The organism is Vibrio quintilis, from assembly GCF_024529975.1.
In the GTDB taxonomy this organism is placed as follows: Bacteria; Pseudomonadota; Gammaproteobacteria; order Enterobacterales; family Vibrionaceae; genus Vibrio; species Vibrio quintilis.
On the sequence record NZ_AP024897.1, the window covers coordinates 209808 to 232669 of the forward strand.

A 22862-nucleotide genomic window follows, 5' to 3' on the forward strand; every position below is an offset into this window, starting at 1 on the left:
TTTGGTTAGTACTTACATTTAGTTAGTGGTAAGTCTACTATGGTTTTAAACATTAGCCAAACAATGAACAGAACAACTGAGGAGAAAGTGATGTATTTAGTGACAGGTGCTTCAGGCCAGCTGGGCCGTTTGATTATTCAGGCTTTACAGGACAAAGGCGTCGCCGCAGATCAGATCGTTGCGGCTGTGCGCTCGCCGGAAAAAGTACTGGATTTAGCCAGTGCCGGTGTGGTGGTTCGCAAAGCAGATTATACCGAGCCTGCCTCTCTGAAAGCTGCTTTTGAAGGGGTTAAAAAAGTTATCCTTGTTTCTTCGAGTGAAGTCGGACAGCGTGCGCCTCAGCACCAGAATGTGATTGATGCTGCGAAAGAAGCGGGTGTTGAACTGCTGGCTTATACCAGCCTGCTGAAAGCAGATTCTTCACCGATGTTGCTGGCGGAAGAGCATAAAGTGACAGAAGCTGCTCTGGCTGCCTCCGGCATTCCGCATGTATTGCTGCGTAACAGCTGGTATCTGGAAAACTATACCGCCTCTGCGGGGATGGCGGTTGAGCATGGTGCCGTTCTGGGTTGTGCCGGTGACGGAAAATATGCGATGGCGAGCCGTGCAGATTATGCCGAAGCTGCTGCTGTGGTTGTTACAACGGAAGGCCATGCCGGGAAAACTTATGAACTGGCAGGTGATGAAGCCGTCACACTGGCTGAATATGCTGCTGCGGTTGCGGAAGTGTCCGGTAAACCTGTGGCTTATCAGGAGCTGCCTGAACAGGAATATGTAAAAGTACTGACAGGGATTGGCCTGCCGGAAGGGTTTGCACAAGTGCTGGCGAATTCCGATGTGGGTGCTTCACAAGGTGCCCTGTTTGATGACAGCAAAACCTTATCAACACTGATTGGTCATGGTACGACTTCAGTGAAAGATGCGATTAAAGCGGCGCTTTAATCCGCTGCAAAAATTCAGAGATCGGAGCGGTCATCATAAGAGAGTCCGCTCCGGATCTGATTCAGATATCATTCTGTTTTGGATCCTTTGGCTTTTATCATCCCTGTTTCCCCAGCAGGGATGATAAAAGCCATTTTTTATCTCGTTATTTTATATTGTGAGTCATTCAAAACCGGGATTTGCTATTTGCGAGCTGCCACAGGCGGGCGACATTTTCCGCAGTGTCAGTCAGGTTGTCTGCCGCGGTTGCCAGAGCCTGAGGCAGAGCCATTGCACCGGGTAAGATGGTAAATATGGCATCAATCCCACATTCATAAACCGCCTGATAGCCTTCACCGAGGCAACCGGCCAGTGCAATAACCGGCAGGTGTTGCTGTTTGGCGATAGCTGCGACGCCAGCCGGTGTTTTACCGTGAACGGTTTGATGGTCGATGCGCCCTTCGCCGGTGATGACCAAATCAGCATCTGCCAGATGTTCTGCCAGCCGGACGGTTGTGGTGACAATCTCAACTCCCGGTTTCAGGGTGGCATTGGTATATCCGGTGAGTGCTGCTCCCATACCGCCTGCGGCACCGCTGCCTGGCGTATTGATTACCATCTTTCCTGTCATCTCTTCCGTTAAGCGGCCGAACTTCAGCAATCCATTCTCCAGCAGACGGACATCCGCTTCGGATGCTCCTTTTTGCGGACCAAATATTGTGCTTGCGCCGTATTCACCACACAGGGGATTGTCTACATCGCAGGCGATTTGAATTTCACAGGATTGCAGCCGGGGATCAAGGCCGGAGATGTCAATGTGAGTCAGGGTGACCAGATCCTGACCTGCCGGGCGGGTGATTTCTTTGTCATCATTGAAAAAGCGCACGCCCAGCGCGGCCAGCATACCGGCGCCGCCGTCGTTGGTCGCACTGCCGCCGAGGCCGATAATCAGGCGCCTGGCGTGATGATTCAGCGCATGCAGAATCAGTTGTCCGGTGCCATAGCTGGTGGTGAGTTTCGGGTCGCGTTGTTCCGGCGGCACCCAATGCAAACCACTGGCCTGCGCCATCTCGATGACGGCGGTTTGCTCATCACCCGGCAAATCGCCCAGCAGGCCATAAAAAGCTTGCACCGGATCGCCCAGCGGACCGGTCACCTGCGTTTCAATCCGCTGGCCTTGTGTCGCATCAACCAGCGCCTGTACCGTGCCTTCTCCGCCATCTGCTACCGGCACACAGATAAATTCAGCCGCCGGCCAGACTCGGGCCATGCCGGTCCGAACCGATTCACACACCTGTTGTGCGCTGAGACTTTCTTTAAAAGAGTCTGGGGCGATGACGATTTTCATAGCGTTCTCCGGATGAAGGTGAAGAGACAGTATATACAAACAACCTGAAGATGCAGTATGCAGGGATTTGTCAGATTTTATGCCATTAATTACATAAAAATCATAGATTCTATATAAATGTGAGTTTAGTTAGAGGCGACTCACAACACCAAAGAGCGCCGCCATTGAAAATATCCGGGATGATGAAGCAAAACAAAAACCTACATGACATAGGAGAGAATTATGTTAATGGCAGTTTCAGGATTCTTGATGCTGGCGACGATCATGTATTTCCTGTTTAAAGGACGCACCATTCCGGTGGTGGTCTTTATTACCGTCCCTGTACTGGCTGCTTTTCTTGCCGGATTTTCCGTTGAAGAGGTGGTTTCTTTTATTCAGTTCGGCATTAAAAAAACCAGCAAAATGGCCGTGTTGTTTATCTTCTCGGTGACTTTTTTCGGCATCATGTCCGATGCCGGGATGTTTGATGGCCTGGTGAATAAGCTGGTTTCAAAGGCCGGCACCAATGTAGTTGCTGTGGCTGTGGCGACCGCGGTGATCGGTATTTTTTCTCATCTGGATGGCGCGACTGTGACGACGGTTTTAGTCACGGTACCGGCGATGCTGCCGGTATATAAAAAGCTGAATATCCGGCCGCATTTGCTCCTGCTGATTGTTGGCTGCGGAATGGGCGTGATGAACCTGCTGCCCTGGGGCGGGCCGGTTGCCCGGGCTGCTGTGGTGTTGGGCACCGACCCAACGACATTATGGCGACATATGATTCCGCTGCAAATCATGGGGATTTTTGCCACTTTCGGGCTGGCTGTTGTGATGGCGATCCGGGAGAAAAAATATCATCATGCCGGTCGCATTGATCTGGTGGTGAATGAAGCCAGCGGTGACCTTGAGGTTGAAGAGAAAAACGAAGCAGCGATGAAGCTGAAACGCTATGACCGGACCTGGGTGAACCTGGGAATTACCGCGATTCTGCTGGGTGTGCTGCTGGCGAATATTTTCCCGACCTATTTTACTTTTATGATCGGCGTGTGTGCAGCACTGCTGGTGAATTATCCGGATGTGCAGGAGCAAAAACGCCGGATGAAGGCTCATGCGCCTGCTGCCCTTGATGTGGCTTCGGTGATGCTGGCGGCCGGTATTATGGTTGGTATTCTGGGCAAAAGCGGTATGCTGGAAGCGATGACGGTGCCTCTGCTGGAAGTGATTCCCGGTCCCATCGCACAGTTCCTGCATATTCTGATGGGGATTATCGCGTTGCCGCTGGGCACAATGTTGGGCACGGATTCTTATTTCTATGGTTTGCTGCCGCTGGCCATCAAAGTGGGTGAGAACTATGGTATTACCGGCCTGACTATGGCGATAGCCATGACCGTCGGAAAGAACCTGTCATTGCTGATTAGCCCGCTGGTGCCTGCCACCTATCTTGGCATCGGTTTGACAAATATTGAGTTGAAAGATCACATTCGTTACAGCTTTTTCGGTCTGTGGACCGTGGCCCTGATTATGTTTGCTTTTGCCTGGATGATTGGTATGTTTTGATGGATGTGTATACCCAAACAACTTGAAGATGCAGGTTTCAGTGAGATTTGTCAGGCTCTGAGACAAGGCACTGATTTGAAGACATAGTTATTCTACGTTGAAAATCAGTAACACCGTATCAGAGCCTGACAAACTCACCCGCAGGGCGTGAGCTGAAAGGCACATTTCTGCGTCAAGAGAATTTGAAATGTGGGTACATTCCTGCATTCCCTTTCCTTGAACTGCCCCTTTCGGCTGCACGCTGAATCATGCATCTTCAGGTTGCTTGGGTATAGTCGTTGTTTAAATAAAGAAGCTGTTTCAATAAAACAGGATTGAGTCATCAAACATGAAACCCGGACGAAATGATCCCTGCCCGTGTGGTAGTGGTAAAAAGTACAAACGTTGCTGTATGAATAGTGTGTCAAAACAGCACGCTGAAATGTTTGATGATGTCGAACAGATCATTGCGATGAATCCTAATCTGACGCTGGATGAACTCAATGTCATTACCCAAAGCAGAATGCATGAGCGCAATCAACGTCCCATCGATGATTTTTGTGGTCTTTCGTCAACTCAAATGTCGAACTGGTTATATGCCCCGTTTAAAGAATTATCTTTGGTTACCATCAGCACGCCGGATGACCTGTCTGTTAGCCCGGTGATGCGTTATTTAGACATCATTTTAGATGAAGCGATGCAAAATGAGGGTTCGTTTAAAGCAACCAGTAAAGGGAATTTACCGGCCAGATTAGTCAAACAAGCCAGTGATATATTGCCTGAGTTTGCTGTTGCTCAATACGAAACCGAAGTGAGTATCAGTGAATTTGCCGGCAGCAATGAAGATAAATTCAATGCCTTGCACTATGCCCGGGTTCTGGCTGAAATTGCGGGTATTATTTATCGCCGGAGTGGTCGCTACCATGTCAAAAAAACCGCACAAAAACAGTATCAGAGTCAGGGGTTACATGCCTTTTTCAAGCCTATGCTGGAAGCTGCTGTCAGCCAGTATAACTGGGGCTACTTAGACTTCTTTGAGCAAGATGTGGATTTACGTACCTTCTGGCTGTTTATGCTGTGGCGTTTGCAAATTCATGCCAGTGTTGAGCGGTTAATTGATGAGGTTGTGATTGCATTTCCTGATTTATTACGGCAAGTGGGACCAGATGACTACCACACGCCAACCCGATTACTCAGTGTCATGATCGAATCGCGTTTTATTGAGCGCTTTTTGCAGTTTTGGGGGTTCGTCACGATGGATCCCAAACGTTTTAATCACGGAGAATATCTGCCGCGGATAGTACAGATACAGCCGCTGCTAAAACACACTTTCCAGTTTAATACTGGCGTATAAGTTAAAAATGAAAGCCCTGTATTTTCAATGCTCTTCACAAGGTAATACAGGGCTTTAAGACATTCCCGGACGGGTAACTTTCTACCCGGGAACCTATTCGATATTCTGGATCTGTTCCCGCATTTGCTCAATCAGGACTTTCAGTTCAACACCGGAGGCGGTGATGTCGGCGCTGATTGATTTGGAAGCCAGTGTGTTGGATTCACGGTTGAACTCCTGCATCATGAAGTCGAGACGACGGCCGCAGGCGCCACCTTTTTTCAGAATATTCCGGGTTTCTTTGACGTGAGAATCCAGCCGGTCCAGTTCTTCAGCAACGTCTGATTTTTGCGCCATCAGAATCAGTTCCTGCTCAATTCTGGTAGGCTCAAGCTCGACTTTAGCTTCCTCAAACTTGGTGTACAGGCGTTCACGTTGCCATTCGAGAATTTCCGGCATGCGGGCCCGGACTTTGGTGACTTCTCCGGTAATGGTATCCAGACGCTGCTCAATCAGGGCTTTCATGTTTTCCCCTTCACGGGAGCGGGTTTCAATAAACTCGTCCAGTGCAACATCGAACTCATCCAGCAAGGCTTTGGTGATTTGGTCCATGTCCTGTTCCGGTGTCTCCATCACGCCTGGCCATTGCATCACCTGAAACGGATTCACCCGGCTGAGTTCGCCGGTCATATGCATGATTTGATTGGCCGCTTCAATCACCTGTTGTGCCAGAGCCTCATTGATGATTAATTCGTTGGTCGCTGCTGCGCTGGCTTCAAACCTCAAATGACATTCAACCTTGCCGCGCGCTAATTTTTTACGAAAGCGCTCGCGCAGAACAGGTTCCAGACCGCGAAACTGTTCAGGCATACGAAAATAGGTTTCGAGATAACGCTGATTCACAGAGCGGATTTCCCATACGGCGGTGCCCCACTCTGCTTTAATTTCTTTGCGTGCATACGCGGTCATACTGTAAATCATCAATTTGTCCTTAAGTCTTGAGGATGGGACATGTTATCACAAATCCCCCGGTTTGTACTTGGTCAGCCTGCTAGGAAGGCGCGGGGATTTCCGTTATAATCGGCGGCCAATTATTGAACTCATCCAGCAAAGGTAGAAGATCTATGCGCCCGAACAATCGTGCCGCTGATCAGGTTCGCCCGATCAAAATTACCCGTCATTATACAGCATATGCAGAAGGTTCTGTGCTCGTCGAATTTGGTAACACGAAAGTGTTATGTAATGCCACTGTGGAAGAAAATGTACCACGCTGGCTGAAAGGTCAGGGTAAAGGCTGGGTGACGGCAGAATATGGGATGTTGCCACGGGCAACACATTCCCGGACTCGCCGTGAAGCCGCCAGCGGTAAGCAGGGTGGCCGGACGATGGAAATTCAGCGCCTGATTGCCCGCAGCCTGAGAGCAGTGGTTGATCTGGAAGCGATGGGTGAGATGATGATCACAGTTGATTGTGATGTGATTCAGGCCGATGGCGGCACTCGTACTGCATCGATTACCGGCGCCAGTGTGGCAATGGCAGATGCATTTCAGTCTATCGTGGAAAGCGGTAAGCTGAAAGCCAGCCCGATGAAAGGCCATGTCGCTGCGGTTTCTGTGGGTCTTCTGGGTGAAGATGTCTTGTGCGATCTGGAATATGTGGAAGACTCTGCCGCAGACACAGACATGAATGTGGTGATGACCGAAGCAGGGAAGATGATTGAAGTTCAGGGAACTGCGGAAGGTGAACCGTTTTCTCATGAGCAGTTGCTGGATCTGTTAGCGGTCGCGCAGAAAGGGATTCAGGAGATTGTCACCGCGCAGAAGGCCGCGTTGACCGATTAATCAGATTTTGGATAGCTCCTGATTCAGGGGCTATTTTTTTATACAGATTGGACAGAAGACAGATGAACAGAAGAGAGAGAAATTGATGAAAACATACCAGCGTGAATTTATTGAGTTTGCCTTGGAAAGAGATGTTCTGAAATTTGGTGAGTTTACCCTGAAGTCAGGGCGTAAAAGTCCTTATTTTTTCAATGCAGGTTTGTTTAATACCGGCCGGGATTTAGCCCGTCTGGGACTTTTCTATGCCTCAGCACTGGTTGACGCCGGGATTGAATATGATGTGCTGTTTGGCCCGGCTTATAAAGGGATTCCGATTGCGACGACAACCGCAGTTGCTCTGGCGGATCACCATGACGTCGATACGCTTTACTGTTTTAACCGCAAAGAAGCCAAGGATCATGGTGAAGGCGGCAATCTGGTTGGGAGTGCGCTGGAAGGCCGGATCATGCTGGTGGATGATGTGATTACTGCCGGAACGGCGATTCGTGAGTCGATGGAAATTATTCAGAACAATGGCGCTCAACTGGCTGGTGTGCTGGTTGCGATTGACCGTCAGGAAAAGGGTAAAGGCGAATTGTCTGCGATTCAGGAAGTGGAACGCGATTTTGGCTGTTCTGTGATTTCAATTGTCAGCCTGTCAGACCTGATTACTTATCTGGAAGAAAAAGGCGATAGTCAGGAAAATCTGGCTGCGGTAAAAGCATACCGTGAGCAGTATGGTATCTGATTTTTCAGACCGGATAAGGTGAAATGAAACAAGGGCATGCATGCCCTTGTTTTGTCGTGAAGGTCAGTCCTGATGATGGACTAGCTGTAAATTTTACTGCCGTCCCGCTGTGTCTGCAGCAGCGGTAAATTCCACATATATTGCTCCGGATGCGCGGTGACCAAATCTTCAATCGCCTGATTCATCGCTCTGGCATCCTGCTCTTCATCGCCGGTCGGGAAGTTTTCCAGCGCGGGCAGAATATAAACTTCATAGCGTGATGTTTGATCGTTATAAGCCGGAAGCACCGGGATGACTTTGGCTTTAGACAGCCGTGCCATCTTACCAAACCCTTTGAGTGTGGCTTTCTCGGTGCCGAAAAACGGTACAAAGACGGAGTTAGCCGGACCATGATCTTCATCAGGGAGCCAGTAGCCTAAGTAGCCATCCTTAATCGAGCGGACAAAAGGTTTGACGCCTGCACTTCTGGCAAATATCCGACCGCCATACTGCATTCTCTGTACATGCATCAGCCAGTCACCGATCGGGTTTTTCTGTGGTTTCATGATGGTGGTGACTTTGTAGCCTCGGGCTGCCAGCATCACTGCCGGGTAATCGACAGCCCAGGCATGGGGCGCGAGAATGATGACTTTTTCTCCCTGATCAAGCAGCGGAATCAGATTTTCTTCACCGATAATGACGCCACGGTTTTGATTATGCCGGGTTGAGCGAACCAGAAATTCTGAATAACCCAACATGTATTGTGAAGCAGTTGCAAAAGCATTCCGCAGAATGTCTTCCCGTTCTTCGTCAGTTTTTTCCGGAAAACAGTAGGCTAAATTGGTTCGGGCCCGGCGGATCACTCTGCCATTCCGGTTGACGATCAGAACGGAAATTTTCCGGCCCAGTGCATCCCGCCAACGTGGTGGAATGAAGGCAAAGATTGCTGCAAAGACAATGCCCAGCCACATACCCCAGTGTCTGGGATGCAGAAAAGACCAGCGAAAAACCGGATTGTACAATGCGGCAGTAACACTGTTTTTAGGGGATGAATGCTGATCTGGCGGAGTGGTCGAACTCATGTAAAGCTGGCCTTGTGTCTTATATTGAAAAATATGTTAAAGATATCTTTGGTGATTGAGCGATGAATCCGGATTGGATTTAAACCGTTTATGAATCCACATCCACTGTTCTGGTGCTCTCATAATGATGGCTTCTATATATTGGTTCATGTATGCGGCTGCGGCAACTTCATCTTTTTGAGGATAATGTTTCTCAACCGACTGGTTGGCGATGATGTCATATTTTCCGTCTGCATTCCGGAACCCGGAGCCCGGAACAATCGCACAATGGCTGGTATAAGCCAGAATGCTGGTGCCGGTTGTGGTGCAGGCATCTTCAACTGCGAAAAATGGTACGAATACAGATTTGTTGTGGCCGTAATCCTGATCCGGCAGGTAGAACAAACGGTGTCCCTGACGCAGAATCTTGATCATCCGTTTTAAGTCGCGGCGATAAATGAGTTTGTTACCGTTCCGGGTTCTGCCGCGATACTGAATAAACTCATAGGCCGGATTTTTGTGGGGCCGGTAAACGCCATAGCCGGGTAAGCCCAGCACAGCAATGCCACGTGCTGTAATTTCCAGATTCAGTGCATGAACACAGCAAAACAGAACGCCTTTACCATTTTTATCATGATCTAAAAGTATCTGAATGTCTTTTCCGACGACAATACGTTTCAGCCGCCAGGTCGGCCAGAACCATGCGATGCCGGTTTCCACCAGTGCGGCTCCGGTATTTTTCAGGTTTTCATCAACCAACTGCTTGATTGCTTCCTGAGACTTTTCCGGAAAAGCCAGTTCAAAGTTGCGGGTGGCAATATGAACTCTTTTTTTAGCAAATCGTTTTGAAAAAGCACCAAGTGCACGCCCGGTTTTCAGAATTAACGTGTACGGCAGTACATTGACCAGCAAAGCCAGCAGGCCAAACATCAGCCAGACGCCCCAATATTTGGGATGCAACAGGCTGAGCGTAAACGCTGGTTTGCTCACTATATATTTACTCATAAAAAAATCTGGGTTGTATAACGACTAACCCGAGCTACTGTATTTGCTCGCTGAGCAGTGCCCAGTAGGCGTCGAAGTTTTCTGTCGGTTGGTATTTAAAATCTGACCGGACAAAGCGGTTCAGGCTGCCTTCTACCTGCCCCAGCAACTGTGCTGCCAGGACATTTTCTTCTACGGGAAACGTTTTTCCTTCGCGGATTTTACGCTCTCTGAGGATTTGACGTAAAGAAGTTTCAATACGCTCATACAATTGATTGATGCGCTCACGCAGGCGCTCATTTTCAAACATGAGTGCATGGCCTGATAAAATACGGCTGAGTCCGGGATTTTTTTCGGAAAACGTCAGGATGAGTTGCATGACGGTGCGTACCCGGTTCAGTGTGTCTTTTTCTTCATCCAGAATCAGATTGATCCGTGACATCAGTGTTTCTTCGATGAACTCAATCAAGCCTTCAAACATCCGGGCTTTACTGGGGAAATGACGATAGAGTGCCGCCTCAGAAACACCGACCTGTTTCGCAAGTTTTGCGGTGGTAATCCGGGAGGTGCCATCATGGGATTCAAGCATTTGGGCCAGAGCCTGAAGAATTTCTTCACGTCGGTTACTTCTTTTTGTTCCGGTCATTCCTCTATCCTTTGAATAACTGTCTCTTCACCGGCGTAAATTGGAAAACAGCAACACCGGCAATCAGGGACGCATCTTGTCAACATTACACAAAGCCGTTTCTCATGGAAACGATAAACAATATATTAAACGATCTTTTCACTGATGAGTGAGATTAACTCATGTGCCAGTTGTGATTTTGATGTTCTTGGGAGCAGTTTCTCGCCTCCGGCCCAGAAAACATGTAATGCATTCTGATCGCTGTTGAATCCCTGATCACTGAGAGAAACATCATTGGCACAGATCATATCCAGATTTTTGGCTGTCAGTTTATTGCGGGCATAGGTGGCAACATCCTGAGTTTCAGCAGCAAAGCCGACTGTAAACGGGCGGTTTTGATTCAGTGATGCCACGGACGCGATAATATCCGGATTCTTCACCATTCTGATGGTCAGGGCGTCATTTTCAGCGGTTTTCTTTATTTTTTGTTCTGCAATCTGTTCGGGACGGTAATCAGCAACGGCGGCACAGCCGATAAAAATATCGTGTGATGGGGCGGTTTCCATAACGGCCTGATGCATTTGTTCCGCACTTTCAACATTGATTCGGATAACACCAGCAGGGGTTGGCTGATTCACCGGCCCGGCAATTAATGTCACTTCAGCTCCGGAGCGCGCAGCGGCTTCTGCCAGTGCAAATCCCATTTTCCCTGAGCTGTGATTAGTCAGGTATCTGACCGGGTCGATGGCTTCCCGGGTGGGACCCGCTGTGATCAGAACCCGTTTGCAGGTAAGTGTTTCATCCCCGAAAAAGGCTTCACATTCATGAACCAGTGCCATTGGTTCCAGCATTCTTCCCGGACCTGTATCACCACAAGCCTGTTCGCCGGCTGCCGGTCCCCAGATTGTGAAACCACGGGTTTTCAGGGTGGCCAGATTTTCCTGAGTCGCAGTATTTCTGTACATTTGCTGATTCATCGCAGGTGCCAGTGCAACCGGTGAATCTGTGGCAAGGACCAAAGTACTGAGCAGGTCATTTCCCATGCCGGCGGCAACCCGGGCAATCAAGTCCGCTGTTGCCGGGGCCAGCAAAACCAAATCAGCCCATTTCGCCAGTTCGATGTGACCCATTGAAGCTTCTGCTGCGGGATCGAATAAGCTGGAAGCAACGGGTTGACCGGAGACGGCCTGCATGGTCAGCGGTGTGATAAATTCCTGAGCGGCTTCGGTCATGACAACTCTGACATGAGCGCCGTGTTCAATCAGACGACGGGTTAATTCCGCGCATTTATAGGCTGCAATGCCGCCACTGATGCCAAGTAAAATGTTTTTTCCTGACAATGTTTGCATGATAAATACCTCAAAAAAATCTGCACGTTATGCTAGCACAACAACTATGAGATGTCAGAGCTGTGTCAAATATATGAAACCGCATAGAGTACTTACTCAATTGCCTGTCTGTAAACTTCTGTTCTATTCACAGATATTTATTACATTTTATGCAACATAGAGTCTAATAAAATAATGAGAATAAATTAAGGATACCTATGTTTAGTTCTCTCAGATGCCGGACCAAACTTCTGTTAATAACTGTTTTACCCTTGGTAGTGATTACTGCACTAATCACCTTGCTATATTACTGGAATGGAATGCAGACACTGGATCAGGAGCTGAAGCAATACAGGAAAGAGTTAGTTGAAATTCGTAAAAGTGAATTAAAGTCTCATGTCATGATGGGGGTGACGGCGGTTAAATCGCTTTATGACAGTGATCAACATGGAGAAAATAAAGCGCGGGCGAAGCAAATCCTGAAAGCAATGCGTTTTGATAAAGATGGATATTTCTTTGCTTATGATTCGCAGGGAGTCAATACGCTTCATGCAATTAAACCGGCACTGGAAGGGAAGAACCTTTATAACCTGAAAGATAAAAATGGTGTGCCTGTGATTGCCGGGCTGATTAAGTCTTCGCAGTCGGGCGATGGTTATCTCTATTTTTCATGGAATAAACCTTCGATAAACGCTCAGGCGCCCAAACTTGGTTACGCTGAGTATTTGTCTAAATGGGACTGGGTTCTGGGAACCGGGATATATATCGATGATATTGATACTCAGCTGGCGAAGCATAAATCGGAGCGGGAGCGACATATTTATGCTCAGACCTGGTCCGTCATCGGGCTGTCTTTACTGGGATTAATCCTGACGATTGTGATTGTCAGTATTTTGGTTTCCAGAGGTGTGAAGCCATTACAGCATGCTGTTGTGTCGCTTCAGGATGTTGCTGCCGGAGGGGGTGACCTGACCGCACGGCTGCCTGTGGAAAGTCAGGATGAAGTTGGCCAGCTTGCTCAGGCATTTAACCGGTTTATGGATAAGCTGCATCCTTTAATCAATGAGATACGTGAGGCCGAAATGGAAATAGAGACAGCTTCTTCGGATCTCGATCAGCAGACATCCCGCTCGAATCAACAAATGCATGATCACTGCCAGGAAACCGAGAAGGTTGTGACTGCAGTGACAGAAATGAGTGCCACGGCCCGTGAGGTTGCGAACAATACTAATTCAACTGCACATGCGATTGAATCAGCAAATGTTCAGATTTCGGATGCGCAGACAGAAGTGAATCTGGCGATTGAAGGCATCGGAATTCTGGTGAGAGAGGTCAATGATACATCTGATGCAATTCTTGATTTGAGTAATCAAACCGGAAAAATCACACAGGTGCTGGACGTGATTGGTGAAATTGCCGAACAGACTAATTTACTTGCCCTGAATGCTGCTATTGAAGCGGCACGGGCCGGTGAGCAGGGACGCGGTTTTGCCGTGGTTGCCGATGAAGTTCGTCTGCTTGCCAGCCGGACTCAGCAAAGCACCCAGGAAATTGGTGATATGCTGAATTCTTTACATCAGGGTGTGAACCGGGCTGTAGATAGTATGGCTGTCAGCCGGGAGCAGGGTGAGAAAACAGAAGCGGAATCTGCACAGATTCAGCAAAGCCTGAGTGGTATTACTGAAGCAATCAGTACCATTCATGATATGGGGATTCAGACAGCTTCGGCCGCTGAGCAGCAAAGTGCGGTAGCAGAAGATATTAATCGCAATCTGGTGACCATTCAGCAAATCGTCAATGAGCTGAGTGATAATCTGGAGCATTCCAAATCGATTAGTTCCCGGTTGAGTGTATCAGGTCAGAAAATGGGAGATTTGGTCGGACATTTCAGAACTTAACTAACAACACTGTTACACAAAGTTCTGAGATGAGCTGAAAACGGTTCAGGGCGTGCTTGCATCCTGAGCCGTTTTTCGTTTTTTATGGCTTATTTGGTGACCAGTCTCTGTCTTGATGCTGCCAGGGGCAACAGACCTTAAGGAGCCGCTCATGAGTTTTAAATATTTACCGAACGAGTCAAAACCGCGGGAGAAATTACTGAACCGTGGTCCTCAGGCATTAACCGACGCCGAACTACTGGCTATTTTTCTTCGTACCGGCACCCGTGATACAGATGTACTGACGCTGTCAGATGCGTTGCTGACTGACTTTGGTTCACTCAGAGCACTGTTATCTGCGACAAAAAATGAATTTTGTCGCCATAAAGGGTTAGGAGAAGTCAAATATATCCAGTTGCAGGCTGTACAGGAAATGATGCAGCGTTATTTATCTGAGACGTTGCAGCGCGGAGATGCCCTGACAAGCCCGCAAATGACGAAACTATATTTGTCCGGTTTACTCAGGGACAGGGCCAGAGAAGGTTTTTATGTTTTGTTTCTGGATAATCAGCACCGGGTGATTAATGAAGAGCTGCTGTTTGAAGGAACGATTAATGCGGCCAGTGTTTATCCCCGGGAAGTTGTGGCCCGCGCCTTACAACATAATTCTGCTGCGTTAATACTGGCGCATAACCACCCTTCGGGGGTTGCTGAGCCCAGTCAGTCAGATCGCCATATTACGCGCCGGATTGTGGATGCGTTAAATCTGGTGGATATCCGGGTACTGGATCATTTTGTTGTCGGAGATGGTGAAGTGGTCTCTTTTGCGGAACGTGGCTGGATATGATGAGTTTTTTGTTGTGAGATGAGCAATTTCTGCTATTATTCCGCCACTAAATTATTCAACCTTATCAGCTCGGCGATAAAAAAAGATCAGAGGATCTGTAAAAAAGGATCTGTTCGGGTCTTGAGCAATGCTCGTCAAGTTAGTATAATGCGCGACCTTTGATAGCCTTGTATGGATTTTCCATAGCGGTTTTAAACCTCAAGTCTCATTTTCATTGAAGAAGAGAGGTTCGGCCACCAAGGTTGACATCGAGCTGAAACGATTTGGAGAAGACATTCATGTCCCGAGTATGCCAAGTAACTGGTAAGCGTCCTGTAACGGGTAACAACCGTTCACACGCACGAAATGCTACTAAGCGCCGTTTTCTGCCGAACCTACAAACTCATCGTTTCTGGGTAGAGAGCGAAAAACGTTTTGTTAAATTACGCCTGACACCGAAGGGTATGCGTATCATTGATAAGAAGGGTATTGATGCCGTTCTTTCTGATATCCGTGCACGTGGCGAAAACGTTTAAGAGGAATTAGACAATGGCTAAAGGCATTCGTGAAAAAATCCGTCTGGTATCTTCTGCAGGTACTGGCCATTTTTACACTACAGATAAAAACAAGCGTAACATGCCTGGTAAATTTGAGATCAAAAAATATGATCCAGTTGTTCGCCAGCACGTTATCTACAAAGAAGCTAAAATTAAGTAATTAATTTTTATTCTTTGTGACAGAAATAAAAAACCCAGCTTTATGCTGGGTTTTTTATTGGATTACATTTAACATGAATTAGATTGAGTAAATGATAATAACCAGTTGTGACTTCAGGGGGATATGATGAAATACAGAGGGCGTCGCTGGAATAATATTCTGATTCTGTTGGTGATTGCATTCATTGTCATTCTGAACTTGCCTACTGCGATTAAGACTTATCTGATTACCCCTGAAAATGAAGGCTATCCGGTCCTTTTTCACCCTGAATACACAGTGACAGCGATCAATACCGAAGACTGGTCTTTAAATCGTGAAGATAGTCACTGGGTCTCAACCGTTTCATTTCCTGTTTCTTTGACTGAACTGGTACAGCGATGGCAAAAGCTGGCAGGAACCTCAGTTGACGCTAAAACCTATCAGTCGTTGTCCCCGAACCTGAAGCGGCCAGAGACGATTGAAATCTGGTATGAAGAGCAGGAAGAGCCGCAACGGGTCACACTCTACCGTTTACCGAAATTCTGGTTACTGAAAAACTGGCAGGGTCAGTGGATCGCTGTCAGTGTTGCTTCTGATTATTTATTCCCTCAGTATGTGGAAAAAACAACAGAGAAGTAAGTCAGCATGCCAGAATTGCCGGAAGTCGAAGTCAGCAGGATGGGGATCAGCCCTCATCTTGTGGGCGAAAAAGTAAAATCAATTGCAGTGAGAACTCCAAAACTGCGATGGGATATTCCATTTGAACTGAAAAACATCGAAGGTCAGGTGATCAGGAAGATTACCCGGCGGGCTAAGTATTTACTGTTGGAGACGGACAAAGGTGTTGTCCTGATTCACCTTGGCATGTCCGGATCGCTGAGAGTGCTTGATGCCCCATCTGCGCCTGAAAAACATGATCATGTGGATCTGTATTTGTGCAATGGCAAAGTGTTGCGTTATAACGATCCGCGCCGCTTCGGAGCCTGGTTATGGTGTGAAACCGGGCAGGAGCATGCGGTGTTACAACACCTTGGCCCTGAACCGCTGGAAGATGCCTTTTCTCCCGCATATATCGTTGAAAAAGCTGCGGGTAAACGTGTGGCGGTAAAGCAGTTTATTATGGATAACAAGATTGTGGTTGGTGTCGGGAATATTTATGCCAGCGAGTCTTTGTTTATGGCTGGTATTTCTCCTTCCCGGCAGACATCAGATTTGAATCCGGAAGAATGGGAAAGATTGGTTGATACTATCAAACATGTGCTTACCCGTTCGATACAGCAGGGTGGTACGACGTTAAAAGACTTTTCGCAGGCTGACGGAAAACCGGGTTATTTTGCTCAGGAATTGCAGGTATACGGAAAAGCAGGAGAACCATGCCCGGTATGCGGCGCTTTGATACAAGAGCAAAAGATCGGCCAGCGAAACACCTTCTTTTGCTCTGTATGTCAGCGTTAATCAGTTCTTGTTCTGATTAAACGTTTTTCTTCAGTTTCAGCGCTTTTGCCACAATTGGCGGTACGAATTGATCCACATCACCGCCATGGATTGCAACCTCCCGGACAATGGTTGAAGAAAGAAATGCGTACTCTTCAGCAGGTGTCAGGAAGACACTTTCAAGCCCTGGCATCAAACGCCGGTACATGTTCGTCAGACCAAACTCATATTCGAAGTCGGTTGTTGTCCTCAATCCGCGGATTAATACATTCGCCTTTTCTGTTTTGGCAAATTCAACCATGAGTCCGGAAAAACCTTTCGCAGTCACGTTATCCAGATGTTGAGTCACTTCCCGGGCAAACTTCACTCTTTCTTCCAGCGTAAACATGGTGTTTTTGCTCGGACTGGCGGCGACCGCGATGATGACTTCATCGAACATGGATGCAGCCCGGTTGATTAAATCAAGATGTCCGTTGGTCAGAGGGTCGAATGTTCCCGGATAAATTACTCTTGATAAACGTTGTTTCGTCACCGAATCAGGTCTCTTTCAGTTATTCACAGGCATTTAATACTAATACCAATATTCATAATTATCTAATGATTCTTACCGGATGAGCAGGCGCGTTTTCAGGAAAAACCCTGAATGTGCAGGATTGCTTTTTCTCTGTCAGACGGATGTTGCAAAAAGATTCACAATTATGGGATGAAGCCGGTATGATAAGGCCGCTGTCAAAACTCCGAAGATTGCTTTATGAAAAAGATACTTGTAATTCGTAATGACAAAATTGGCGATTTCATGCTGGCCTGGCCTGCTTTGGCAATGTTGAAGGTCTCTTTGCCTGACTGTCATATTTCGGCGCTGGTTCCGGAATATACTGCTGCTTTAGCGCATTTATGTCCGTGGATTGATCATGTGTTGACTGATCCCGGGAAAAAGGCCGAAAAGCAGGAGAAGAAAGCATTAGTTTCTCAGATCAAACAATATGGGTTTGATGCTTCGATAAACCTGTTTTCAACCACATATAATGCACTGTTGGTCTGGAAAGCCGGGATTCCTTACCGCCTTGCGCCGGCAACCAAAATTGCTCAGTTTTTTTATAATCACCGGATAAAGCAGAAACGCTCGCTTTCACTGAAGCCGGAATACGAGTACAACCTTGATCTGGTCCGGGCGTTTTTGACGGATATTGGCGTTGAGGTGATTGAGCCGGCTTCGCCGTATCTGAAGTTTAACCCGGTGGATGTGGCACAGCAGCGTCTTAAATTTGCCGGTGAGTCCGGTTTAAGCCTGAGTAAACGGTGGCTGTTTGTTCATGCAGGCAGTGGTGGCTCTGCAAATAATTTATCACTGAAGCAATATGCGGACTTAATTGGTGGGATTTCTGTCGAGAAAGAGGTGGTTTTAACTGCCGGACCTGGTGAAGAAGAGAAAGCGCAGGCATTAAAATCACTGTTGTCTGAATCGGATGTGAATGCATTTGTTTACGCTAAAAATGATGGCTTAGTGGATTTTTCCCGTTCAATTGCTTGTGCCGATGTGTTTATGGCGGGGTCAACCGGGCCGTTACACATCGCCGCTGCACTGGATGTTCCCACTATTGGTTTCTTTCCTGCCAAGCGATCAGCAACACCACTGCGCTGGCGTCCTTTGAATAGTGAAGGGCGGCATATTGCATTCGTTCCGCCACCGGCAGATGAGAAATCTCAGCAGGAAGATATGAGCCGGATCGACCCGGCTGAAGTGCTGGAAACGCTCAATCCCTGGATTGCGTCGTACTTGTCTTAATCCATAAGTCGGCATACTTCACAAATGTGGAATGTGCCGACAGAGCTGACAGCAGAAAGCCTTGTTTGCCATCCAAAAAACCGGCTTTAAAAATATACATTTTCGCGAAGCAGCTGACAGCGTGAACCACCCCCTGAGACAGGCTGCTTTTTTTACCCCGTTTTTCCCGCTGTTCCGCCCATGCCTGAGCATATCCTGCTGATTTCACGAGGTAATGGTGCAGATCGTTGTAAGTATAATGAATCGCATCGCCCTGTAGTGGCTGAACCTGAACGCCCGGATTGATTTCCACTTTTTCATGCACCAGTGCATCGTTGTAGCGGGTTAGCCTGGTCGGATATAAGCGAATCACCCGATCCGGATACCAGCCACAGTGACGGATATAACGGCCGAAAACCCAGCTGAGACGGCAAATACTGTAGGCCGTATCGGGTTTATTATCTCTCACAGCCTGCTCGATACTTTGTCTGAGCTCTGGTGTGACCCGTTCATCGGCATCCAGCCATAAAATAAAATCCGACTCAACATAGCTTTGGGCCTGTTGTCTTTGCGGCCCGAATCCAGGCCAGTTTTCATTCACAAAAAATTTATCGGTATAACGGCGGGCAATTTCTTCTGTGTTATCAGAGCTTCCGGAATCGAGAATGACGATTTCATCAACCCAGCCTTCTACTGTTTTTAAACATTCATCCAGGTTTTGCGCTTCATTTTTTACAATTAATGCGACGGCCAGACTTGGTTTGTGATCTGTCATACTCAGTTATCTCTGGTAGGTTCTGAATCAAGCGTTTGCTTTTGCTCATGAGTTAACTATAGATAAACTCAAAAAAATCAGGCTAAATTATGCAGATAGTCTGTATAAATGTAAAATAACTATATCCAGGCAACCTGAATCATGCTCCTTCGGGTTATCCGGACATTATCGTAACCAATGTCTTTCATCTTAATTTACGGAAAGTAAAATATCATGACAGAGTCTCGCCAGGGGAAGCCGGGAAACACCGGGGTGAAGCGCGTAATTAAAGCGACGATTTATTCAGTTCAGGGACTGCGGGCTGCGTTTAAATATGAAGCTGCTATCCGTCAGGAATGTATCTTGCTTATGATTGCGGTGGTGTTGGTGTTCTGGCTCGATCTCGCTATGCTTGAACGCATTGCGATGCTGGGAACGGTGGTCTTGGTTATCATTGTTGAGTTACTCAATTCAGCCATTGAAGCGGTGGTTGACCGCGTTGGACCGGAGCGCCATGAATTGAGCGGCAGGGCAAAAGATATTGGCTCAGCAGCCGTTTTCGTTGCATTAAGTTTTGCCGGTTTTACCTGGCTGTATATTCTTATTCATCATTATTGGTAGTCACATCTTGATAGAAAAACTTCAGTCATCACATGAGCTGATCATTTATGACAGTGAATTGTTGGCAAATCCATCCGCAGAGATATTTAACCCGCAATACTGGCAGGCACAGCAACAGGTGACTGGTAGTGCGCAGGGGCGTGGAACCACCTGGTTTATCCAGCTGGAGAAGATTCAGGCGGCGCTCCGTCATTACCGGCGTGGCGGACTGTTTGGCAAACTGGTGAAAGATCATTACTGGTTTTCCGGCTGGGATAAAAGCCGCAGTGTGGAAGAGTTTCATCTGCTACATCACCTGAAAGACGCTGGTGTTCATGTACCACGCCCCGTTGCGGCCCGGGTCATCAAAAAAGGGATTTTTTATCAGGCGGATTTACTCAGTGAACGCATTCCGAATGCACAGGATTTAGTTGGAATTCTGAAACAGAAATCTCTGAGCAGCGACATGTACAGGAAGATTGGCCGGGAAATCGCCAAAATGCATGCAGCCAGTGTGAATCATACTGATCTGAATATTCATAATATTCTGATTGATGATCAGGAACAGGTCTGGATTATCGATTTTGATAAGTGTTTTGTGGATGATGGCGATGGATGGAAACCGGATAATTTAGCGCGGCTCAAGCGTTCTTTTGAGAAGGAGCTTGCCAAATGTCATCTGAACTGGAAAGAACCTGATTTGAATTTGATCCGGGATGGTTACTCACAGCCTTTGGGGAGTGGATTGTAAAATATTCAGTCACATGAATATTTCGGCAGAAGAGTCACTTTTATCCGGCATTTCTTTGATAGAATCTTTACTTCGTTTAGTATTGTTTTATCAGTCATAAAGAATAGTTTGATATGAACACAATTCTCCCTCTCATCGGTCGTACCGATGCACTTTTTACCCAGGATCTCAGCCAGCACGAAGCAGAGCTTTCAGATATTGTTTCCCAATCCCGCTTTCTTGTACTTGGTGGTGCCGGCTCTATCGGGCAGGCAGTGACCAAAGAAATCTTTAAACGAAAGCCACAGAAACTCCATGTGGTTGATATCAGTGAAAACAATATGGTGGAGCTGGTTCGCGATATTCGCAGCTCTTTCGGGTATATCGATGGGGATTTTCAGACATTCGCCCTGGATATTGGATCGCTTGAGTACGATGCCTTTATCAAATCTGACGGTCAGTATGATTATGTGCTGAACTTGTCTGCTTTGAAGCACGTCCGGAGTGAGAAAGATCCGTTTACACTGATGCGGATGATTGATGTCAATGTGTTCAATACGGATAAGACCATTCAGCAGTCGATTGATGCCGGGGTGAAAAAATACTTCTGCGTGTCGACCGATAAAGCTGCGAATCCGGTCAATATGATGGGTGCTTCCAAACGTATTATGGAAATGTTTCTGATGCGCCGTAGTCAGGATATTCAAATCTCAACCGCACGTTTTGCCAATGTGGCTTTTTCCGATGGTTCTTTACTGCATGGCTTTAATCAGCGGATTCAAAAGCATCAGCCGATTGTTGCGCCTGACGATATCCGCAGATATTTTGTAACACCGCAGGAATCGGGTGAATTGTGTTTAATGTCATGTATTTTTGGTGAAAACCGCGATATTTTCTTCCCGAAACTGAGTGAGTCACTTCATTTGATCAGCTTTGCTGATATTGCAGTGAAATATCTGAAGCAGCGGGGATTCACACCTTACCTGTGTCAAAGTGAAGATGAAGCGCGCCAGTCGGTCAAAACACTGCCTGAGAGCAATCAGTGGCCTTGTCTGTTTACGTCGAGTGATACCACGGGTGAGAAAGATTTCGAAGAGTTCTTTACCGATAAAGAAACCCTGGATATGTCCCGCTTTGAGAATCTGGGTGTGATTAAAAATGAACCTGAATATGACCCGGATTTGCTGGCTTTATTTGAGCAGAACATTGCAGCGATGAAACAATCGGGACAATGGTCGAAAGCGCAAATTGTTGAGTTGTTTTTCAGGATGATACCTGACTTCGGGCATCAGGAAACAGGCAAATACTTAGATAGTAAAATGTAACCGGAGTGCTGTTCATGAAATCATCTTCTCTTGTTGAATTTGTACGTGATGTGTATCAATCCAGTGAATTCATTCCGCTCCATGCGCCTGTGTTTGATGGAAATGAAAAAAAATATGTGACTGAGACCATCGAGAGCACTTTTGTTTCGAGTGTGGGTAAGTTTGTCGATGAGTTTGAGCATCAAATCGAAGCCTTTACCGGTTCATCCCGCGCGGTTGCGACAGTGAATGGCACCGCTGCGCTGCATACTGCTTTGTATATGGCCGGGGTTGAGCGTGGGGATCTGGTGATTACTCAGGCTCTGACTTTCGTTGCGACCTGCAATGCGCTTTATCATATGGGCGCGGAACCTGTTTTTGTTGATGTCTCTCCGGTGAGCCTGAGTTTATGCCCGAAAGCGGTTGAAGCTTACCTGACTGTACACGCAGAAGTGAATGAGTCCGGATGTATTCACCGGCAGACCGGGCAGAACATTAAAGCGGTTGTGCCGATGCATACTTTCGGGCATCCGGCTGAGCTGGATGAGTTGTTAGCAGTATGTCTTCGCTGGAAGCTGGTTTTGGTGGAAGATGCCGCTGAAAGTCTGGGGTCGTTTTACAAACAGCAGCATACCGGCACTTTCGGCGACTTTGGTGCACTGAGCTTCAACGGCAACAAAATTATTACCACAGGTGGTGGCGGTATTGTGTTGTGTAAAACGCAGGAATCGGGTCAGCATGTCAAACATGTGACGACCACAGCGAAACAACCCCATCCTTATGAGTTCTACCATGATGAGCCTGGCTTTAACTACCGGATGCCGAATCTGAATGCAGCACTGGGCTGCGCACAGATGGAAGTGATTGACAGCTATTTACAGCAAAAGCGCCATCTGGCGGGTTTGTATGAAAATTTCTTTGCGGACTCAGCGTATACATTTGTCACTGAACCTGATTATGCCCAATCGAATTACTGGCTCAATGCGGTGATTTGTCCTGACCGGGAAGCGCGTGATGCGATGCTGAAAGAAACCAATGATGCGGGCGTAATGACACGGCCCATCTGGCAGTTAATGCACCGTTTGCCAATGTTTGAACATGCGCTGCGGGGGCCGCTCACTTATTCTGAGTTTATTGAAGCGCATTTGATTAATCTGCCAAGTTCGCCCGCCGATATTCTCCGTGCTTAGGCAGAGAAAGCAGACAAAGGAAGA

24 protein-coding genes are annotated in these 22862 nt (G+C 47.4%); 16 read left to right on the forward strand and 8 right to left on the reverse strand.

What is annotated here, in order from left to right; all coding sequences use genetic code 11:
* The first annotated feature begins 90 nt into the window (after positions 1 to 90).
* Complete coding sequence (locus tag OC443_RS01020; RefSeq protein WP_073584755.1) at positions 91 to 942, forward strand: SDR family oxidoreductase; 852 nt, start codon at positions 91 to 93, stop codon at positions 940 to 942.
* A gap of 166 nt (positions 943 to 1108) precedes the next feature.
* Here OC443_RS01020 and OC443_RS01025 read toward each other — a convergent pair whose 3' ends face one another.
* Positions 1109 to 2269, reverse strand: a complete 1161-nt coding sequence (locus OC443_RS01025) for a glycerate kinase (RefSeq protein WP_073584753.1) — start codon at positions 2267 to 2269, stop codon at positions 1109 to 1111.
* 222 nt (positions 2270 to 2491) lie between these two features.
* Between OC443_RS01025 and OC443_RS01030 the strand changes: the two genes are divergently transcribed.
* Both OC443_RS01030 and OC443_RS01035 read left to right on the forward strand, forming a co-directional pair.
* On the forward strand, positions 2492 to 3805 hold the full coding sequence (locus OC443_RS01030; protein ID WP_073584751.1) for a CitMHS family transporter: 1314 nt from the start codon (positions 2492 to 2494) through the stop codon (positions 3803 to 3805).
* 328 nt (positions 3806 to 4133) lie between these two features.
* Positions 4134 to 5138: a YecA family protein gene (locus OC443_RS01035; protein WP_073584749.1), complete on the forward strand. Its 1005-nt coding sequence runs from the start codon at positions 4134 to 4136 to the stop codon at positions 5136 to 5138.
* Positions 5139 to 5231: 93 nt separating this feature from the next.
* On the opposite strand, the gene OC443_RS01040 is transcribed toward OC443_RS01035, so the two are convergent.
* Entirely contained in the window at positions 5232 to 6098 is an 867-nt protein-coding gene (locus tag OC443_RS01040; protein ID WP_073584747.1) for a YicC/YloC family endoribonuclease, read from the reverse strand.
* Positions 6099 to 6241: 143 nt separating this feature from the next.
* Between OC443_RS01040 and rph the strand changes: the two genes are divergently transcribed.
* A complete protein-coding gene (gene rph / locus OC443_RS01045; protein WP_073584745.1) occupies positions 6242 to 6958 on the forward strand; it encodes a ribonuclease PH in 717 nt (238 codons plus the stop codon).
* Positions 6959 to 7043: 85 nt separating this feature from the next.
* Complete coding sequence (gene pyrE, locus OC443_RS01050; protein ID WP_073584743.1) at positions 7044 to 7685, forward strand: orotate phosphoribosyltransferase; 642 nt, start codon at positions 7044 to 7046, stop codon at positions 7683 to 7685.
* 80 nt (positions 7686 to 7765) lie between these two features.
* Here pyrE and lpxM read toward each other — a convergent pair whose 3' ends face one another.
* The 4 genes from lpxM to coaBC all read right to left on the reverse strand — a co-directional run bounded on the left by lpxM (position 7766) and on the right by coaBC (position 11683).
* The gene (lpxM, locus tag OC443_RS01055) at positions 7766 to 8746 is read right to left on the reverse strand and encodes a lauroyl-Kdo(2)-lipid IV(A) myristoyltransferase (protein ID WP_073584741.1); all 981 of its coding nucleotides are present in this window, start codon (positions 8744 to 8746) and stop codon (positions 7766 to 7768) included.
* Positions 8747 to 8782: 36 nt separating this feature from the next.
* Positions 8783 to 9730, reverse strand: coding sequence for an LpxL/LpxP family Kdo(2)-lipid IV(A) lauroyl/palmitoleoyl acyltransferase (lpxL, locus tag OC443_RS01060; protein ID WP_073584739.1), 948 nt, complete (start codon positions 9728 to 9730; stop codon positions 8783 to 8785).
* Between the two features lie 34 nt (positions 9731 to 9764).
* Entirely contained in the window at positions 9765 to 10355 is a 591-nt protein-coding gene (gene slmA, locus OC443_RS01065; protein WP_073584736.1) for a nucleoid occlusion factor SlmA, read from the reverse strand.
* Between the two features lie 125 nt (positions 10356 to 10480).
* A complete protein-coding gene (gene coaBC / locus OC443_RS01070; RefSeq protein WP_073584734.1) occupies positions 10481 to 11683 on the reverse strand; it encodes a bifunctional phosphopantothenoylcysteine decarboxylase/phosphopantothenate--cysteine ligase CoaBC in 1203 nt (400 codons plus the stop codon).
* A 197-nt stretch (positions 11684 to 11880) separates the two neighbouring features.
* Here coaBC and OC443_RS01075 point away from each other — a divergent pair, with 197 nt between their 5' ends.
* The 6 genes from OC443_RS01075 to mutM all read left to right on the forward strand — a co-directional run bounded on the left by OC443_RS01075 (position 11881) and on the right by mutM (position 16516).
* Positions 11881 to 13560 carry a methyl-accepting chemotaxis protein gene (locus OC443_RS01075; protein ID WP_073584732.1) on the forward strand — a complete coding sequence of 560 codons (1680 nt, stop codon included), beginning with the start codon at positions 11881 to 11883 and terminating at the stop codon, positions 13558 to 13560.
* A gap of 151 nt (positions 13561 to 13711) precedes the next feature.
* Positions 13712 to 14386 (forward strand): RadC family protein, encoded by a 675-nt coding sequence (radC, locus tag OC443_RS01080; RefSeq protein ID WP_073584730.1) that lies wholly within the window; start codon positions 13712 to 13714, stop codon positions 14384 to 14386.
* A 278-nt stretch (positions 14387 to 14664) separates the two neighbouring features.
* A complete protein-coding gene (gene rpmB, locus OC443_RS01085; RefSeq protein ID WP_073584728.1) occupies positions 14665 to 14901 on the forward strand; it encodes a 50S ribosomal protein L28 in 237 nt (78 codons plus the stop codon).
* Between the two features lie 13 nt (positions 14902 to 14914).
* Positions 14915 to 15082 (forward strand): 50S ribosomal protein L33, encoded by a 168-nt coding sequence (rpmG, locus tag OC443_RS01090; RefSeq protein WP_073584726.1) that lies wholly within the window; start codon positions 14915 to 14917, stop codon positions 15080 to 15082.
* A gap of 123 nt (positions 15083 to 15205) precedes the next feature.
* Positions 15206 to 15700 carry a hypothetical protein gene (locus tag OC443_RS01095; protein WP_234976427.1) on the forward strand — a complete coding sequence of 165 codons (495 nt, stop codon included), beginning with the start codon at positions 15206 to 15208 and terminating at the stop codon, positions 15698 to 15700.
* A 6-nt stretch (positions 15701 to 15706) separates the two neighbouring features.
* Positions 15707 to 16516: a bifunctional DNA-formamidopyrimidine glycosylase/DNA-(apurinic or apyrimidinic site) lyase gene (gene mutM, locus OC443_RS01100; RefSeq protein ID WP_073584722.1), complete on the forward strand. Its 810-nt coding sequence runs from the start codon at positions 15707 to 15709 to the stop codon at positions 16514 to 16516.
* 16 nt (positions 16517 to 16532) lie between these two features.
* On the opposite strand, the gene coaD is transcribed toward mutM, so the two are convergent.
* Positions 16533 to 17027, reverse strand: a complete 495-nt coding sequence (gene coaD, locus OC443_RS01105; protein ID WP_073584720.1) for a pantetheine-phosphate adenylyltransferase — start codon at positions 17025 to 17027, stop codon at positions 16533 to 16535.
* 219 nt (positions 17028 to 17246) lie between these two features.
* Between coaD and OC443_RS01110 the strand changes: the two genes are divergently transcribed.
* A complete protein-coding gene (locus tag OC443_RS01110; protein WP_073584718.1) occupies positions 17247 to 18281 on the forward strand; it encodes a glycosyltransferase family 9 protein in 1035 nt (344 codons plus the stop codon).
* On the opposite strand, the gene OC443_RS01115 is transcribed toward OC443_RS01110, so the two are convergent.
* Complete coding sequence (locus OC443_RS01115) at positions 18250 to 19035, reverse strand: glycosyltransferase family 2 protein (protein WP_073584716.1); 786 nt, start codon at positions 19033 to 19035, stop codon at positions 18250 to 18252. The genes OC443_RS01110 and OC443_RS01115 overlap by 32 nt on opposite strands.
* Positions 19036 to 19248: 213 nt before the next feature.
* Between OC443_RS01115 and OC443_RS01120 the strand changes: the two genes are divergently transcribed.
* From OC443_RS01120 to OC443_RS01135, 4 genes are all read left to right on the forward strand, one after another.
* Positions 19249 to 19635, forward strand: coding sequence for a diacylglycerol kinase (locus OC443_RS01120; RefSeq protein ID WP_073584714.1), 387 nt, complete (start codon positions 19249 to 19251; stop codon positions 19633 to 19635).
* Positions 19636 to 19642: 7 nt separating this feature from the next.
* Complete coding sequence (locus tag OC443_RS01125) at positions 19643 to 20365, forward strand: 3-deoxy-D-manno-octulosonic acid kinase (protein ID WP_073584712.1); 723 nt, start codon at positions 19643 to 19645, stop codon at positions 20363 to 20365.
* Positions 20366 to 20478: 113 nt separating this feature from the next.
* Positions 20479 to 21669, forward strand: a complete 1191-nt coding sequence (locus OC443_RS01130) for a UDP-N-acetylglucosamine 4,6-dehydratase (protein WP_073584710.1) — start codon at positions 20479 to 20481, stop codon at positions 21667 to 21669.
* Positions 21670 to 21683: 14 nt separating this feature from the next.
* Positions 21684 to 22838, forward strand: coding sequence for a LegC family aminotransferase (locus tag OC443_RS01135; RefSeq protein ID WP_073584708.1), 1155 nt, complete (start codon positions 21684 to 21686; stop codon positions 22836 to 22838).
* Positions 22839 to 22862: the final 24 nt, after the last annotated feature.

Bases quoted from the DNA above. Each gene is read 5' to 3' on its own strand.
- radC (WP_073584730.1), top strand. From the start codon at position 13,712: ATGAGTTTTAAATATTTACCGAACGAGTCAAAACCGCGGGAGAAATTA.
- OC443_RS01120 (WP_073584714.1), top strand. From the start codon at position 19,249: ATGACAGAGTCTCGCCAGGGGAAGCCGGGAAACACCGGGGTGAAGCGC.
- OC443_RS01030 (WP_073584751.1), top strand. From the start codon at position 2,492: ATGTTAATGGCAGTTTCAGGATTCTTGATGCTGGCGACGATCATGTAT.
- OC443_RS01075 (WP_073584732.1), top strand. From the start codon at position 11,881: ATGTTTAGTTCTCTCAGATGCCGGACCAAACTTCTGTTAATAACTGTT.
- coaBC (WP_073584734.1), bottom strand. From the start codon at position 11,683: ATGCAAACATTGTCAGGAAAAAACATTTTACTTGGCATCAGTGGCGGC.
- pyrE (WP_073584743.1), top strand. From the start codon at position 7,044: ATGAAAACATACCAGCGTGAATTTATTGAGTTTGCCTTGGAAAGAGAT.
- OC443_RS01035 (WP_073584749.1), top strand. From the start codon at position 4,134: ATGAAACCCGGACGAAATGATCCCTGCCCGTGTGGTAGTGGTAAAAAG.
- mutM (WP_073584722.1), top strand. From the start codon at position 15,707: ATGCCAGAATTGCCGGAAGTCGAAGTCAGCAGGATGGGGATCAGCCCT.
- OC443_RS01095 (WP_234976427.1), top strand. From the start codon at position 15,206: ATGATGAAATACAGAGGGCGTCGCTGGAATAATATTCTGATTCTGTTG.
- lpxM (WP_073584741.1), bottom strand. From the start codon at position 8,746: ATGAGTTCGACCACTCCGCCAGATCAGCATTCATCCCCTAAAAACAGT.
- OC443_RS01040 (WP_073584747.1), bottom strand. From the start codon at position 6,098: ATGATTTACAGTATGACCGCGTATGCACGCAAAGAAATTAAAGCAGAG.
- OC443_RS01130 (WP_073584710.1), top strand. From the start codon at position 20,479: ATGAACACAATTCTCCCTCTCATCGGTCGTACCGATGCACTTTTTACC.
- OC443_RS01025 (WP_073584753.1), bottom strand. From the start codon at position 2,269: ATGAAAATCGTCATCGCCCCAGACTCTTTTAAAGAAAGTCTCAGCGCA.
- lpxL (WP_073584739.1), bottom strand. From the start codon at position 9,730: ATGAGTAAATATATAGTGAGCAAACCAGCGTTTACGCTCAGCCTGTTG.
- rpmG (WP_073584726.1), top strand. From the start codon at position 14,915: ATGGCTAAAGGCATTCGTGAAAAAATCCGTCTGGTATCTTCTGCAGGT.
- OC443_RS01135 (WP_073584708.1), top strand. From the start codon at position 21,684: ATGAAATCATCTTCTCTTGTTGAATTTGTACGTGATGTGTATCAATCC.
- OC443_RS01020 (WP_073584755.1), top strand. From the start codon at position 91: ATGTATTTAGTGACAGGTGCTTCAGGCCAGCTGGGCCGTTTGATTATT.
- rph (WP_073584745.1), top strand. From the start codon at position 6,242: ATGCGCCCGAACAATCGTGCCGCTGATCAGGTTCGCCCGATCAAAATT.
- OC443_RS01115 (WP_073584716.1), bottom strand. From the start codon at position 19,035: ATGACAGATCACAAACCAAGTCTGGCCGTCGCATTAATTGTAAAAAAT.
- rpmB (WP_073584728.1), top strand. From the start codon at position 14,665: ATGTCCCGAGTATGCCAAGTAACTGGTAAGCGTCCTGTAACGGGTAAC.
- slmA (WP_073584736.1), bottom strand. From the start codon at position 10,355: ATGACCGGAACAAAAAGAAGTAACCGACGTGAAGAAATTCTTCAGGCT.
- OC443_RS01110 (WP_073584718.1), top strand. From the start codon at position 17,247: ATGAAAAAGATACTTGTAATTCGTAATGACAAAATTGGCGATTTCATG.